Here is a 15,109-nt window from a genome sequence, read left to right on the forward strand (position 1 = left end):
GTCAAAAACGATAATAGTAAAACCCGCCCCTACAGTCTGGAAAACTTTCTAAGATACTTGCTGATGTCCTAGCTTTAAGAATATAGTTTCTAAGTCCTCTTGTGTACAGTGGAACTCAGTTAGAGGAATTCCCGCTTCAACTAGCGATCGCAACAACATCGCACTCTCTTCTGGATTCCCGGAAAAATCAACCTGTACCTGGTTTTTTGCCGGAATCCGTTCGATCTCTTGAACTAAGGGATAATTTTTCAGTTCAGCCGCCAATGCGTCCATATCTCCTAAACTGGATAGAATAATCTTTTGACGGCTAAGGCGGCGATAAAGTTCAGCTAAAGGCGCACTTTCCACAAGATAGCCGAGTTCCATAATCCCTACCGAGGTACAGAGTTCGGCTAAGTCACTCAAGACGTGGGACGAAATCAGAATTGTCATCCCCGCTTCTTGCAAGGTTTTGATAATTTCCCGAAACTGCATCCGGGCGATGGGATCTAATCCGGAAACGGGTTCATCAAGTAACAGTAGAATCGGTTCGTGAATAATTGTTCTCGCCAAACTTAGGCGCTGTTTCATCCCCCGCGATAGGGTAGCAATTAAGCTTTTGCGCTTACTGGTAAGCTGTACCAGTTCCAACACCTCCCGCAGGCGTTGGGTACGCCGGGGTTCTCGCAGGCGATAGAGTCGGGAAAAATAGTCAAGATAGTCCCAAACCGTTAAATCCTCGTAGACAGGGAAATCATCAGGGAGATAACCAATACGCTGCTTGAGTTTGGGGTTACTTTGATCCCGCAGCAAGCGATCGCCATTAATATAAATTTCACCCGTCGTCGGTTCCTCTGCGGCGGCTAACATACGGATTAACGTGGTTTTTCCAGCGCCATTAGGACCAATCAATCCATAGACTTCACCCGTCGCGACTTGTAAATCGATATCGTTTACGGCGATATGTCGGTCAAATTGCTTGGTCAGTCCATGGGTGGAAATAGCTAGGTCTTGACTTATGGGTGTCGGGGATGGGAAAAATGTTCCTGCTTCCATAGTTTGTGCTGATGGGATCTAATGTCCGCCAGTTTAACCTCTCTGAAGCAGAGATATATCTCATCCGGTGACACTTATGCACTTTGGATTGGGGAAGAGGTGATTGGGGAACAGGAAATGTGTCCCATTTTGACAAACTTTATCTGTAAAACCCGCCCCTACAATTGACCCTTCACCAGCTTCGAGGACATGTTTATGACTTTATCAACTGATATCGCGCCCAATATAAATAATATCTTGTTCGTCTTCTAGTTCGCCCTCAATTCTAGAACAGGAAAACGCCACCAAAATCTTTTCTCCTGTCTTAGTCTGACAAACAACCTCACTCGGATTCGTGCTATTTGGACAAGAGCCATTTTTGTGTAAAACTAAATTATTCAACTGCAGCTCGTCAATAATTAGGGATAAAGGTTTACCAATTAATTCCAAATCGCTATAACCAAATAAGGCATTAGCTGCTTTATTCACAATTTTTATAATCGTTAATTCATTGGTAACGAATAGAGCATCTCCCATATATTGAACAATTTTATCAAGGTATTGACTTGATGCTGCCCAAGCATCTAATAGTAAGCTTGTTTCATTCGATCGTTGAACTAATGTTTGTTCTAAAGTCATTCTTTCGGTGGTATTTTCACATAAAATAATTAACTTATTTCCGGTATTACAGTTTTCACTATCATTGATAATATACATATCAAAATAGAGAAGGTTGCCTCGTCCAGTAAACCGTCCAATTCCTTTTAAATCAAAGTTTAACTGTTGCCCATGAAGGATATTGATTAAAATCTCTTCCATGCCGACAATTTCAGGAAAACTCAGACGGACATCCTTACCTCGACTCACATCCTGAGGACGATCAGCAAACTGAGCGATTTTATCGGATAGTTCTACTATATTGAATGATTCATCCACGGCTAAGTATTCTATATGCCGAGAAAGTAATAATTTTTGAAAAAGAGGATGCATTTAACTTTATACTGCCTCGTTGGACTAATATATTAAGATTTATTTTAGCCTTAAACAATCATTGATATCAAGTATAAGTTTTTATAAGGTATATAATTTGATAATAAAAATTATTGTCAAGTAATCAGGATGTACCGACTGCCCCTACTATCAACGACTTATTTATTCTTATATTTATTTGGCAAGAAGTAAATATCCACTTACCTTATTTAATGTATTTTGTTGTTACACAGCCAGCCATTGTGTAATACACCCGATTGAATCCACCTCATCCAACCATTCGCTGAGCCAGCTTTAAAAAAATATCATCAACATTTACCCCCATTTTAGCCGATGTGGGATAGACAGCAATTATTCTATTCGGATAATTCAAGTGGCACTTTTCCAGGAAGTTTTGCTGTTGTTCTTCAGTAAGAAGATCCGCTTTATTTAAGGCGACGATGCCAAATCCTTTGGGATTTACAGATAAAAATGCCTGTAAGTGATCAGAAACATGATCGATTGTAACTTGGCGACTGACATCAGCCACAATTACCGCACTGCTTGCTCCTTGCAGGTACATCGGTGTCACCGTTTTAAATTTAGTATTTCCCTCCAAATCCCAAATTAGCATTTGTACCTGGAGCGCGTTTTTGGGCATTGCGGCTGGCACGTCAACGGTTTTTCGGGAAATCTTTACACCAACGGTTGACAGATACTTATCGCTAAACTGCCGTTCCACAAAGCGACGAATCAAGCTGGTTTTACCCACACTAAAATCACCCAGCATACATATTTTTTTAGAGATCAGGGAAGTCATCCTAGTTTCTTAACTCCAATCGATAAAGAATCTAGTATATATGACTACCAATATTTGAGCGATATAAAATATTTCTTGAGTCATTAGTTATTTGTTTTGGTTTCATCCGCGATCGCTTGAGTCAGGACAACGACTCCAGCTTTGGCAGCACAGTGGGATGCTAATTGTCCCACAGGTTACACAGCACCCCGCGATCCCACTGTGACAATTCGCCCATAATCCTGTTGCAGCATTTTTGCCAAACTATGCTTGCACAGCAACAAGGTTGTATTGAGGAATATTGACAAACTTTTGGTTATTCCGCTTGTCCATGTCATGAATCTGAACGAGTGGGTATCTTCATTTCCCAAATTACCGCCATTTGAGCAGCGATGAAGCTGCCCAACATTCCATTCAAGCAAGAATTCAGCTTTACCTTATCGGGTAGAAGCGTCAGATGTGTGGTACAAGTGGCTCAAGCCCATTCCCTAAGGGGACGTCCAAAAACAAATGACCGATGACCAACGACGACGAACCCATAACCAGATTTGACGGAGTAAATTTTTTACGATTCCTAAGACTGTTTTTCCAGTTCTGATTTCATGCGCTCTAAGGTCATTTGCATTTGATCAAACATTTGCTGAGGCGTGATGCCGAACTGACCGAGTTGGGTATTAAGTTGCTCAACTGTCATCTGAGCCATAAAATCCTCAGATAACTCGAAGCGCTTCATAAAAATTCGATAGCGCTCCATCATCGCTTCCATCTGATCAATGAAAATTTTCTTCCCTTCTCGGTCAAATTTGCCGTAGCTGCCTCCCAATTGGACAAGGGATTGATAATCTTCAAACAGTTGTTTAGCTTCTTGTTGGACTATCTCTGAATCAAAAAACCCCATAGCTCTTACCCGATCAACCGAGTGGGTTGTACTGCCGTTTCCAGTCATATTCTAGTGCAGTGTTGCACTTAAAGGAAACTTCGGTTATCCGTATTTAGGTGAGCAGGGGGAGCCGGGGTGTAGGGGCGGGTTTTACAGATAACATTGATCACTTGACTAAACCCGCCCTTGGGAGAGCATCTCAATATCATAGAAATAGGGTCATCCTCTTGCTGGATTAGTAACGGTGTCCTTTCGTCTGTTGTTAAAACCACTATGTTAAGCAAGCCGAAAAGTCGAAAAGTCGCTTCCTTACTAGCGTTTAGTGGGGTAGTGATACCTATTGCGGGACTCCATAAATTTTATCTGGGGCAACCTTGGTGGGGAATTTTTTATTTGTTGCTATTTTGGACACCAATCCCCAAAGTTGCGAGTGCCATTGAAGGAGTGTGGTATTTGTTGCAAAACTCGGAGCAATTCGACCAAAACTTTAATGGGAAGTTGATCTCAACCGGGGTGTCAGCGCCAAGTCAAACCCCAGAGGTTGATCCGGCGCAAGTGGGTGCGATCGCGGATGCGCTGCGACAACTCGACAAGTTGCGTCAGGAGGGGTTGATGTCAGAATATGAGTTTGAGCAAAAGCGTCGCCAATTACTGGATCGTATCGCGTGAAGTACCCCAACTTGCTTCGCTCTTATTTGGGGCTTCCAACTAGCAAGCAAGGACTACATCTCTATCACACCTAACTCTACTATCATCAGCCCATGCCTTAGAAGGTAGACCTAAGCAAGCTACTATCAATGTACCACAAAAGGTTTATTGCATCAGGATAATTTGGAAATTTCGTTCCTCAATTTCCTGCTTACGCTGAGAAAGGGGATTTACGCATACCGTGTTAAAAAGAAGATGGCACTGTTTGACTGGCTTTTATCGACGCAACGATTAAACCTAACTTGGCGCTCAATCCAAGCGCGGATTCAGAGCGATCCTTACTATCGGCTGCAATCGGCGCAAGACATTGAGGTGGCAGCGGCATTGGGAATTAAAATTGATGTCAATCAAGCGACAGTAGATGATTGGCTGAGATTACCGGGGATATCCATCCATCAAGCGCGATCGCTGGTTGAATTGGCAAGGAGTGGTGTCCAGTTTTGCTGTTTGGAGGATATTGCGGCGGCGTTAAGTATCCCTGTCGGGCGGTTGCAGCCGTTACAACCGATTCTAAGCTTTTGTTACTATGATGCCGAAAGTCCAGCAACACCTGTGCCGATTCATGCTAATACAGCATCCGTGGAACAACTTAGCCGAATTCCCGGAGTTGATTTGTTTTTAGCCAGAGCGATCGTGCAAAATCGGCAAGAGATGGGCAACTATCGGAATTTAGCCGACTTGCAGCGACGCCTTGCCCTTCCCCCGGAACTGATATCTGAGATAATGTACTATCTGCGGTTTTGATCGGAAAAAACAAATGCCCTGGTTCGTCAAGATAGAAGAAGGCATCGTCGATAAACCGACGTTTGACCAATATGTTCCGGCGCATAAAGCCTATGTTCAAGACTTGATTTACAAAGGACACAAAGCCAAAACAGGTTACTGGGCTGAGCGAGGGGGCGGAATGCTCCTGTTTGAGGCGAGTTCCACAAAAGAGGCACAGGCGATCGCCTGTGCGAGATCCGTTGGTGGCAAATCACTGTGTTAGATACCAGCTTCACGAATGGCGGATTATTGCTGAATAAAAAATATCTCCGTGAACTGATCAATGTGGTTTAAAGATGTTATGCTAGTAACTGACTCGGATTCATGCAATCCCAACGCTCAAACCTTGTCAGAACCGGAAGGTAGCAGCAATACGAGATGCTTGGGATAGGCGTGAACTCCGGGTCTTCTCGTACCTGGCTCTACGGTGACGCATTATTTTTTATCGGTAATCTCCGGTTAACTTAAGTCCCAAGACTGCTCGCAGTGAGTTCTAATTTAATTTTTTATCGCCATAGTTCCACGCCTTACGTCTCTACTGGCTCCCCCTACTCCCCTATCCCTTGCCCTATTGAGTTGAATCCTGAGACCTAGGTGTAAACAAGGCAGAGCGCTAATCTCGCTATACTGCCAAATGATACCCTTATTTATTGGTTTAAGTTTCCTGGAGGCAGATCTATGACATCGTATGCAACCTCTTCTGCCAAAGCCGAGATGAGTGAACTTCGGCGTCTGAAAACCTTACTCCCCCCAGAATTGCAAAGCTGGGTCATGGTGGAAGGAACGACGGAGGTGAATCCTCCTTTGTTACGCACCGAAGAAATCGGTAGCGATGAAGTGGAGGTTCAAATTGATTTAGTGAAATGGGAACAGTTTGCCCTTGACCAGCGCAATCTCCTATTTTGGCACGAAGTTGCCCGAATTCAGAATGATACCATCCCCAAAGAAGGTTGGGAAATGGCAGCCCTAGCCATTGGTTTGGGAGGGGCTGTTGGGGAACTTTGGGTACAAGATGGATTGCTGCTCCTGTTGGCACTAGCCCTCTGTGGTGTTTCTGGGTGGAGACTCTATCAGAAAAACAACGGCGAGAAAACCCTCAAGGCAGAAATTGAGGCAGACGAAAAAGCGCTCGCCCTAGCTACTCGCTTTGGTTACACTCTTCCCAACGCCTACAAGAGTCTAGGCAGTGCCTTAAAAACATTAGTTGAAGTTACACCCAGTCGTCGTCAACGTCGCCGCTACGAAACTCGCCTAGCCGCCCTGAAAAAAAGTGCTGCTAAAGCCAAAGCCGAAGCGAAAAGCCAACGAGAACCCAAACTCTAAAGCTGACCGATCATCTTATGGGTTTGGGGGACAACGCGCACGATCCCGATATGGCGCTTCATCAACGCTTGCCATTCTAAAACCTGAGTAGGCATTGGCGGAATCATTGGTCCATGATGGGGTGTAGCTAGGGGCGTTACCGGTTGTAGAAACACAGGGATACTGGGGTTACAAGCTGCAACCAATTCGGCGGCTAACTCCAGTTCGGCTGCGTTCGTGGCTTGAGCAATAATCAGCTTCACAAAAACTTCGACGTCTGCATCACCACAAAGCTGTAGAAACTGACGATGGGCTTGCCAACACTCTTCCCCACTTACACTCGGCAGCTTCATATCCATGGCGATACAATCTAAATAGGGTAAGATCTGGGCTAGTTGCTCCGGGCGATGTCCACCGGTTTCCAAGTATATGGGTAAGCCAGTTTGGTGTCGCACCACGGGCAAGAACTCTCTTAAAAAGGGAGCCTGCAACAAGGGTTCGCCACCTGTTAAGCTAATGCTTTCATGGAGTCCTGGATAATTTTGCCGCTCAACCCATGCCAGTAACTGATCGCCGGTTACAGGGTTAGGATGAGCTTCAAAATCCCGATATCCAGGGGTTTGCTCCACGTAAGACAAACCGGGAGCTGTCCAGGTATTCTGACTATCGCAAAAATGGCAGCGCAAATCACACATTGCCAAACGGATGAATAATTGGCGGGTACCAACATTTAGTCCTTCACCTTGAATGGCAGAGAACAGTTCAATGAGCCGTGCGGTGAGTCCAGTCTTAGCTGACATTTTTTAAGCTTAATCGGTAAGTTCAAGTGAGTTTTTGGTTAAGTTGGCAATTGTACGACACAATATTGGTCAGAAACACAGGTGAATACCAACAATACAGGTCGTTATGAGTGACTCAATGTCCGAAGCGGATTTTAAAGTAATACTATTGCATGAAACTCCCGTTATGCAACTTCCGGCTCGCCTGAGTGTGCTTGAAGCTGTGGCTTTCAAAGAAACCTGCCAGCGCATTTTGCACAACTACCCCCTCCCGCAAAAAATTATTTTAGACTTTCGTCAAACGACCTTTATCGATAGCTGTGGAATTGGGGCGTTGGTGAACAATTACAAAAATGCGACCAGTAAGGATGTCGAACTGGTACTTACCAATGTTGGTACTCCGGTTATAGCCATTTTGAAAATGGTAGGACTCGATCAAATTCTAACAGTGGAGCTGCTGCCTGAACCAACTAAGTTAACAGCATTACCACCCACTCACCCTTCAACCCACTCTTGGATCAAACGCGGACTCGATATTGTCGGAGCAATCGTTGGCTTAGGAATTACCGCGCTAGTCTTTATTCCCATTGCTATTGCCATCAAACTTGATACGCCAGGTCCTATCTTATTCAGTCAGATCCGTAAGGGGTGGATGGGCAAAGAATTTAGGATTTGGAAGTTCCGCTCTATGTATATCGGTAGTCAAGATATCAGTAAGGGCAAGATTAGAGTTAAACCTTTGGATGAAAATGCCCCTGATCCCAGAGTGACACGAGTGGGTCGGTTTTTACGGAAAACTAGTCTTGACGAACTGCCTCAATTTGTCAATGTCTTGAAAGGGGAAATGAGTTTGGTCGGGACTCGACCCCCTACACCGGATGAAGTAGACTACTATGATGTACCAGAATGGCAGCGTTTAGATGTCAAACCTGGTATGACGGGGGAGTGGCAGGTCAATGGGCGAAATCAAATCCACGATTTTAAGGACATCATTGACTTAGATTTACGCTACCAGCATAACTGGAGCTTGATGTATGATATCAAATTAATTATCAAAACAATTTTAGTTGTGTTTTCTAAAAATAGTGGCGCGGCTTAGAGGGGCAATCGATTGATGCACAAGGACAAACCCCTTAAACAATCGCATCTCAAGGTAGCCACAGACATCAATGCTGTTGCTGAAATTCTCACTTGGTTTGATAGGTTAGTTTCCCGCCAATTTCCTCACCAATTTTGTGGGGATTGTCAAGTGGCACTAGACGAAGCCTTTGCCAACGCGGTTCACCACGCTCATCGCCACTTACCCCAAACCACCCCGATTGAGCTGGAACTGAAGATATTTGCTGACCGCTTGGAGATGCGGATTTGGGATCACGGAGAACCGTTCGATTTGCTCTCTAAGCTGGAGGCTTTACATCACAAAGGCTGTAACCTTTTAGAGGAAACAGGCAGAGGATTAATTTTGATGGAGCGATTCACGGATGAACTATCTTACCAACGCCTATCTGACCAGCGCAATTGTTTGTATATGGGAAAACGGCTCGTACCAGTGAGCCAACAGCCGTGATCGGGACTATGGAGCGTGAAAGCACAAAATGTTCAAGCTAACCCAAAAGTTGGGTTACTCTTTGAGAAGGCTGACGCTCCTTACGTCGCTATCGCTGCGCGTCACGCCTACGTACCTCAACACAACCGACAAACTTGAGATGCACCCCCGTGATCCGCCTCCATGAATCTGTGAAATCTGTGAATTTCTTTAGTCTACAGGCTGATTGCACTTATTTGTACCATGCGGCATTCTGATAAAGGCAACTACAATAGGTAGATTCTACAATGATGGTGTTTCTGATGCCGTTAAGCCGTGGAACCTGCCCTGATCACCAGGTTGAATATCCCCACTGATAGGCATTCGGCTAGTTTGGCGAAAAAATTAGTCCCAACTGGGTTCTTTCCCACTTGCTTTCCTAAAAGAAATTTATGAGAATTCTGATTTATTCCTACAACTATTTTCCTGAACCTATCGGCATTGCCCCACTGATGACCGAACTTGCTGAGGGGTTAGTGAAACGAGGACATCAGGTTCGGGTAGTTACAGGTATGCCTTGGTATCCTCAAAAAGAAGTCTATGAAGAATACCGAGGAAAATTATACTGCACAGAGGTGATCAAAGGCGTAGCTATTCAACGCAGTTATGTCTGGATTCACCCCGAACCCAGTTTAATTGACCGATTGTTATTGGAAGTTAGCTTTGTGGCGACGAGTTTTGTCCATGCTCTAAAGGGACGGCGACCCGATATAATTTTCCTGACGGCACCACCCCTGCCGGTTGCTGTACCAGCAGCACTTTTAGGATGGCTACACCGTGTTCCAGTGGTTCTCAATCTTCAGGATATTTTACCAGATGCTGCTGTACACTTAGAAATTCTTACCAATCCCAAGTTGATTCGCATCTTTTCTATTTTGGAAAAATTTGCCTACCGGACAGCGACAAAAATCAGTGTTATTGCTGATGGGTTTATTAAAAACTTGCGGCATAAGGGAGTCAATGAAAGCAAAATTGAGCTGATTCCGAATTGGGTGAATGTTGATTTCATCAAACCTTTACCTAAAGAACCGAATGCATTTCGTCAAGAGCATGGACTCAATGGGAAGTTTGTGGTCATGTATTCCGGCAATATAGCGCTCAGTCAAGGCATAGAAACTGTTATTCAGGCTTCTGTTCGCCTGCGTCATATTCCCGATATTGCCATTGTAATTGTGGGAGAAGAGAAAGCTCTAGAGAGATTGCAGCAAGAAGAAGCGAGGGCGCTGGTAGAATGGCAAGTTGAGATCCAGGAGAAAGCGCGATCGCAGGGGAAAGCACAAGCCAAAGCCTTGCAACAACTACAGCTTTACAAACAAACCTGTAAAGCAACCAATGTACTCCTGCTACCGTTTCAACCTCGCGAACAACTCCCGGAAATGCTAGCCGCAGCCGATGTGGGTTTGGTACTGCAAAAGCAAAACGTTATTGACTTTAATATGCCCTCAAAAATTCCTGTATTGATGGCAAGCGGTCGCGCCATCTTAGCTTCGGTTCCAGCCGGGGGAACAGCCGCCAGTGCCATCCACAGGAGTGGCGGTGGCATTATCGTCGAACCCGAAAATCCCAAAACTTTAGCCGCCCAAATTTTGGATCTGTATCTCCATCCGGAAAAAGTCAAAGCTTTGGGTGACAAAGGCAGAAAGTATGCCGAAGAAAATTATGCCTTTGACCGAGCGCTTGAGCGCTATGAACAACTATTTGCTTCCCTTCAGAAGCCTTAAGTTGACATTCCTACACTATAAAATAGGGTCAATGCCTATAGATAGAGCCAATCTTAACCTTGAGGAGTTTTGTGAGCAAATGCGGGATCAGGTTTTAACCTGGCTAGAGGATAATGTTCCCACAACCCGGATGCAGCATATTCTGAGGGTTGAGCAGATGTCTGTGGAATTAGCTCAGCATTATCATTTAAATGTGGAGCAAGCTGCTCAAGCCGGATTGATGCATGACCTGGCTAAATACTTTAAGCCAGAGCGACTCTTGCTAATGGCGAGGGAGGGAGGTATCGATATAGATCCTATTTGTGCCGCGACTCCTCATCTGTTACATGCTGATGTCAGTGCTATCGTGGCTAAAGAGTACTTCGGTGTCCAAGAAGACGCTGTACTCGAAGCGATCGCGCTGCACACTTTAGGAAACCCAAGGATGAGTGACATTAGCTGCGTTGTGTTTTTAGCCGATAGTCTCGAACCCGGTCGTGGTCATACACCGGAGTTGGAGAATTTGCGAAAAATTGCTCGAGTCGATCTGCACAAAGCTGTTTGGCTAACATCTGACTACTGTGTTAAACACCTGCTCAATACCAGTCGCCTGATTCATCCCCGCATGATCTTAACTCGGAACTGGGCGGTGCAACACTTTAGCCAAAAACCACAATTGACTCAGTAGGTCGATGGCAATAAACCGGATAATGTTACGTTTTATAAAAAATCCTCAAATTCTAACAAATGACAAATGACAAATGACAAAGGACAAATGACAAAAGACAATTTTCAACGATCATCTACTTTATTTGTCAATGAAAATCAAGACCAAAAAACTAACCCGGATCTGGCATTAACTATTGCTCAAGCGGCAGACGATCGCAAAGGCGATAACATTGTCATCCTCCGCGTGGCAGATATTTCCTATATTGCTGATTATTTTGTGATTGTAACTGGCTTTTCGCGAGTCCAGGTGAGGGCAATTTCTCAGTGGATTGAAGATCAAGTGGAAACGACTTGGCAACGGCGTCCTCTACGAACCGAAGGACAAGCCGATGGCAGCTGGCTGCTTCAGGATTACGGTGAGGTGATCGTTCACATTATGCTGCCTCAGGAACGGGAGTTCTATAATCTAGAAGCATTTTGGGGTCACGCCGAACATGTTGAATTTAACTCGCAACAATCGTAACCTGAACAAAAACTATGAGGGAATCGTCCGTTTCTTTCTGTCCAGTACCGACAGAACAACAACCGATTCATGAGTATCAACAGTTAAAAGATTCTTGGTTTTTTCGTTGGGCGAAGCTAGAACTGGGGGATTATGCACTCAAGCTGGCTTGGGTTTGGGGCTGGAGCTGGTTGATCGCAGGTCCAGTTGCTGCTGCTAGCTTTGCGCCGCACCAGCATCTGGTACAGTTTATTTTGGCAGGTGGCGCAGGTGCTGGCTTGTTTGTGATATTGGTGTTACTGCGACTGTACTTAGGTTGGTCTTACGTGCGCGATCGCTTATCGACCGAAACCATCGGCTATGAAGAGTCTGGCTGGTATGATGGTCAAACCTGGACGAAGCCGCCAGAAATCTTAAGTCGCGATCGCCTGATCGTCTCCTATCAAGTTCAGCCCATTTTGCAACGCCTGCAACGAACATTGGGTATTATCGCTCTCCTTGTCGTCAGTGGCAGCTTGCTATGGAATCTTTCTTGATATTTATGATTATCCTATTTTCCGCCCATGATATAGTCTCTAAGCATGACAAGGGTAAAACGTAATCAAGCACCAGCGATCGAAGTCCGTTTACTACGGGAAGGCATAGCCGAATCCACCCACCACGCTCAAGCCGTTCTCTGTGATGAGCGCGGGCGTGTGCTATCTGTAGCGGGCAATTCAGAAACATCAACCTTTATTCGTTCGGCACTCAAACCGTTTCAGGCTCTGGCAGTTACCACAACGGGAACCCTGGAACGATATAATCTCAACGACCGAGACTTGGCAATTATCTGTAGTTCCCACCAAGGCAATTTGGAACAGATACGTCAAGTTTTTAAGATTCTTTGGCGCTGCGATGTTGACCCGTCAGCGTTGCAATGTCCGATTCCACCAGGTAAGCAAAGTGCCTTAGAATACAACTGCTCTGGTAAACATGCCGGTCTGCTTGCCGTCTGTCGCCAACGCAATTGGTCGGTTGATAGTTATTTACAATACAATCACCCAGTTCAACGACTCGTTTTGAGCAAAGTCGCGGAATTGATGCGGATGCCACCGGAAGAGTTGATTTTGGCACACGATGACTGTGGGGCACCGACTTATTTTTTGCAACTCGGTCAAATCGCTACCCTCTATGCTCAACTCGCTTCCGGTGACAATTTGGCGATGGAGCGAATTGTTCGGGCGATGACCCATCATCCTAACTTAGTGGCAGGAGAAGGGGTATTTGATACAGAATTAATGCGATTGACTCAAGGGGAAGTGGTGAGTAAAGCCGGATCAGAAGGAGTTCAATGTATAGGTCGTGTGGGTGAAGGACTGGGTATGGCGATTAAAGTCATTGATGGAGCCAAACGCGCCAAATATGCGGTAGCGATTCAACTGTTGAAGCAAATGGGTTGGATTAGCCCCTCCGTGGCGGAAAGTTTGGCAGAAACCTTTATGCATTTCGGTCAGTTCAAGCGTCTAGAGGTGATTGGTGAACTCTCGATGAGTCTTTGAAATGGGTCATTGGTCATTGGTTATTTGTCATTTGTCCTTGGTTTGCACTTTTACCGGAAAAGCGATGGGTTTCATCTCCCACGCTCTTTAGCTGGGAGATGAAACCGAGCGAACCGTCTAGGTAGCGAATAAATTCGCCAGTCAAATAATTCGGATAACGTTCTACTATTGTGGTAATGTAAATACAAGTCGCGGGAGGGCATTCCGAGACTATAAACGGACGTGGAGAGGGTGTAAGACCTCATTTGGAGGCAACCTTCAGCGAAGCGTCAACCCCAATCAGCGACCACCCCTAAAAAGGTGGCGTGGTGAGGAATCCCCCGCGCTCTTTAGCCGGGGGAGGATGTCAAACCTCCGCTTTTTTGCTCGGAGTTGCCACATTTAGGAAATAGGTGTTATGCTAGGTAAAGCGACGCGGGATAGAGCAGTCTGGTAGCTCGTCGGGCTCATAACCCGAAGGTCGGTGGTTCAAATCCGCCTCCCGCCACCAAATTCAAAAAGCAAGCCCTGTAAACTCAACAGTCTACAGGGCTTGTATATTTTTGTGGTGGTTTCTAGCTCCTAAGTTCACCGTTAGATCAGGGCGCACGTCGATGCTATCCTACAGTTTTTCAGGCGATCGCACAACGAATTCTGCCCCAAATTCAGCATGAACCCTCCCAACCCCAACCCATCGCCCAAGTCGAAATTGTCGTCGATAACCGCGATGGCAAACTCTATCCTGGGGCGACAGGTTATGCCAAAATCTACTCAGAACGGATTCCCCTGTACCAACGTTTAGGGCGAGAATTAATGGGGTTAGTTCCCCTAGAGCGATTCCTTTGGGGAGCGTCAAAACCCTGAATCTAATGGCGAAATCATATTATATTGAATGAGCGATCACCTGCCTATCACTCACAATCCCTTGAACCGTTGCATGATAAGCAGGCATGAGATCCAGTACCAGGTTATAAAAGGAGCGAATCGGGGGGATTTGCAGTCGATCTTGTGTCGTTACTAACACCACTTGTCGGCTCAACGTTTGTTTCGGGGGTGATCCATTTTCAGCAGGAGTAGCCGCAATCGGGCGCACCGCTAGGGTGGGATCGCCTTGGGCTTCTACTAGGGCAGATCGGGGGAGCAGTGAAATTAATCTTCCCTGACGCACAACTCCCCGAAAAGCATCCAGGGAATTTAATTCTAAGCTAGCGTTGAGGGTGCCGCCTTGCCGGGAAAACAGATCTTGTACCAATCGCTGCATCCCATAGCCATCTTTAAATACCACATGGGGATAGCACGTCAGAGCATCCCAAGGTACTAGGGCATATTTGGTTAACGGATGATCGGCTGCCATTAAGACTTCGATAGGTTCATCATACAATTGCTCCGTCACCATCTCGGAGCTGGTGGTTAAATAGCGATTATTCATCACAATCGCTAAATCGACTAAGCCATCTTTGAGAACTTTCAGGGCGCGATCGCTCCCTAATGCCGTCACCCGAAGTTGCACGTTGGGATAATCCTGACAAAAACGTTGTAACACGGGCGGCAAGTAATGGGCGCAGACGGAGTGAATCGCGGCGACACAGAGTTCGGGTTGTTTTCCGTCTAACAAGTCAGTTAATTCTTGGGTGGCGGTTTTCCATTCATTGCAGATTTTACGGGCGCGAAGCAAAAAGCGATCGCCTCCTAGGGTTAATGTCGCCCGAGCAGTTCGATGGAGCAAGGGCAGCCCGAGTTCTGCTTCCAACGATTGAATTTGGCGGCTGATCGTCGATTGGGTAACGCCGCATTCACGAGCGGCTTGTTGAAAGCTGCCTGTCTCAGCAACGGCTAAAAAAGCTTGTAACTGCTCTAAACGCATGATGGCGTAGCGGAGATATATTAACGTGAGATCAGCTTAATCGATATCTCACCTCA

General features: G+C 45.7%; 17 protein-coding genes, 1 tRNA gene, 1 other RNA gene and 2 pseudogenes. 13 read left to right on the forward strand and 8 right to left on the reverse strand.

The features are described from left to right. Positions 1-48: 48 nt before the first annotated feature. The 5 genes and pseudogenes from ACLGGO_RS10990 to ACLGGO_RS11010 all read right to left on the reverse strand — a co-directional run bounded on the left by ACLGGO_RS10990 (position 49) and on the right by ACLGGO_RS11010 (position 3,680). The gene (locus ACLGGO_RS10990) at positions 49-999 is read right to left on the reverse strand and encodes an ABC transporter ATP-binding protein (protein ID WP_446419371.1); all 951 of its coding nucleotides are present in this window, start codon (positions 997-999) and stop codon (positions 49-51) included. A 240-nt stretch (positions 1,000-1,239) separates the two neighbouring features. Beyond that, on the reverse strand, positions 1,240-1,950 hold the full coding sequence (locus ACLGGO_RS10995) for a PAS domain S-box protein (protein ID WP_446419340.1): 711 nt from the start codon (positions 1,948-1,950) through the stop codon (positions 1,240-1,242). A 322-nt stretch (positions 1,951-2,272) separates the two neighbouring features. Beyond that, positions 2,273-2,803, reverse strand: coding sequence for a Rab family GTPase (locus ACLGGO_RS11000; protein ID WP_446419341.1), 531 nt, complete (start codon positions 2,801-2,803; stop codon positions 2,273-2,275). Positions 2,804-2,889: 86 nt separating this feature from the next. Next, positions 2,890-3,081 (reverse strand): annotated as a pseudogene (locus ACLGGO_RS11005) (SDR family NAD(P)-dependent oxidoreductase); the annotation flags it as partial. Between the two features lie 275 nt (positions 3,082-3,356). Next, a complete protein-coding gene (locus ACLGGO_RS11010) occupies positions 3,357-3,680 on the reverse strand; it encodes a DUF1825 family protein (protein WP_446336326.1) in 324 nt (107 codons plus the stop codon). A 255-nt stretch (positions 3,681-3,935) separates the two neighbouring features. On the opposite strand from ACLGGO_RS11010, the gene ACLGGO_RS11015 reads away from it, so the two are divergent. The 5 genes and pseudogenes from ACLGGO_RS11015 to ACLGGO_RS11035 all read left to right on the forward strand — a co-directional run bounded on the left by ACLGGO_RS11015 (position 3,936) and on the right by ACLGGO_RS11035 (position 6,458). Then, on the forward strand, positions 3,936-4,331 hold the full coding sequence (locus ACLGGO_RS11015; protein WP_446419342.1) for an NINE protein: 396 nt from the start codon (positions 3,936-3,938) through the stop codon (positions 4,329-4,331). A gap of 234 nt (positions 4,332-4,565) precedes the next feature. After that, positions 4,566-5,114: a helix-hairpin-helix domain-containing protein gene (locus tag ACLGGO_RS11020; RefSeq protein ID WP_446419343.1), complete on the forward strand. Its 549-nt coding sequence runs from the start codon at positions 4,566-4,568 to the stop codon at positions 5,112-5,114. A 13-nt stretch (positions 5,115-5,127) separates the two neighbouring features. Continuing rightward, positions 5,128-5,395: pseudogene (locus ACLGGO_RS11025) on the forward strand (YciI family protein). Positions 5,396-5,448: 53 nt separating this feature from the next. Then, an RNA gene (gene ffs, locus ACLGGO_RS11030) (signal recognition particle sRNA small type) lies at positions 5,449-5,545 on the forward strand. 268 nt (positions 5,546-5,813) lie between these two features. Beyond that, positions 5,814-6,458: a DUF3318 domain-containing protein gene (locus ACLGGO_RS11035; RefSeq protein WP_446419344.1), complete on the forward strand. Its 645-nt coding sequence runs from the start codon at positions 5,814-5,816 to the stop codon at positions 6,456-6,458. Here the strand turns inward: ACLGGO_RS11035 and ACLGGO_RS11040 are convergent. Further along, complete coding sequence (locus ACLGGO_RS11040) at positions 6,455-7,237, reverse strand: 7-carboxy-7-deazaguanine synthase QueE (RefSeq protein ID WP_446419345.1); 783 nt, start codon at positions 7,235-7,237, stop codon at positions 6,455-6,457. The genes ACLGGO_RS11035 and ACLGGO_RS11040 overlap by 4 nt on opposite strands. 106 nt (positions 7,238-7,343) lie before the next feature. Here ACLGGO_RS11040 and ACLGGO_RS11045 point away from each other — a divergent pair, with 106 nt between their 5' ends. The 8 genes from ACLGGO_RS11045 (at position 7,344) to ACLGGO_RS11080 (ending at position 13,700) form a co-directional block, all read left to right on the forward strand. Then, entirely contained in the window at positions 7,344-8,315 is a 972-nt protein-coding gene (locus tag ACLGGO_RS11045) for a sugar transferase (RefSeq protein ID WP_446419346.1), read from the forward strand. A gap of 15 nt (positions 8,316-8,330) precedes the next feature. After that, on the forward strand, positions 8,331-8,783 hold the full coding sequence (locus ACLGGO_RS11050) for an ATP-binding protein (protein ID WP_446419347.1): 453 nt from the start codon (positions 8,331-8,333) through the stop codon (positions 8,781-8,783). 410 nt (positions 8,784-9,193) lie between these two features. Beyond that, on the forward strand, positions 9,194-10,522 hold the full coding sequence (locus ACLGGO_RS11055) for a glycosyltransferase family 4 protein (protein ID WP_446419348.1): 1,329 nt from the start codon (positions 9,194-9,196) through the stop codon (positions 10,520-10,522). 79 nt (positions 10,523-10,601) lie between these two features. Continuing rightward, positions 10,602-11,189, forward strand: a complete 588-nt coding sequence (gene yqeK, locus ACLGGO_RS11060) for a bis(5'-nucleosyl)-tetraphosphatase (symmetrical) YqeK (RefSeq protein ID WP_446419372.1) — start codon at positions 10,602-10,604, stop codon at positions 11,187-11,189. 66 nt (positions 11,190-11,255) lie between these two features. Beyond that, positions 11,256-11,693 carry a ribosome silencing factor gene (rsfS, locus tag ACLGGO_RS11065; protein WP_446419349.1) on the forward strand — a complete coding sequence of 146 codons (438 nt, stop codon included), beginning with the start codon at positions 11,256-11,258 and terminating at the stop codon, positions 11,691-11,693. A 14-nt stretch (positions 11,694-11,707) separates the two neighbouring features. After that, positions 11,708-12,208, forward strand: coding sequence for a CGLD27 family protein (locus ACLGGO_RS11070; protein WP_446419350.1), 501 nt, complete (start codon positions 11,708-11,710; stop codon positions 12,206-12,208). Positions 12,209-12,253: 45 nt separating this feature from the next. Further along, complete coding sequence (locus tag ACLGGO_RS11075) at positions 12,254-13,210, forward strand: asparaginase (RefSeq protein ID WP_446419351.1); 957 nt, start codon at positions 12,254-12,256, stop codon at positions 13,208-13,210. Between the two features lie 413 nt (positions 13,211-13,623). Further along, positions 13,624-13,700, forward strand: a tRNA-Met gene (locus tag ACLGGO_RS11080). Between the two features lie 111 nt (positions 13,701-13,811). Here the strand turns inward: ACLGGO_RS11080 and ACLGGO_RS11085 are convergent. Further along, positions 13,812-14,045 (reverse strand): hypothetical protein, encoded by a 234-nt coding sequence (locus tag ACLGGO_RS11085; RefSeq protein WP_446336306.1) that lies wholly within the window; start codon positions 14,043-14,045, stop codon positions 13,812-13,814. 27 nt (positions 14,046-14,072) lie between these two features. Further along, complete coding sequence (locus ACLGGO_RS11090; RefSeq protein ID WP_446336307.1) at positions 14,073-15,053, reverse strand: LysR family transcriptional regulator; 981 nt, start codon at positions 15,051-15,053, stop codon at positions 14,073-14,075. Positions 15,054-15,109 lie beyond the last annotated feature (56 nt).

This window comes from Coleofasciculus sp., from assembly GCF_046565525.1.
Taxonomy (GTDB): domain Bacteria; phylum Cyanobacteriota; class Cyanobacteriia; order Cyanobacteriales; family Coleofasciculaceae; genus Coleofasciculus.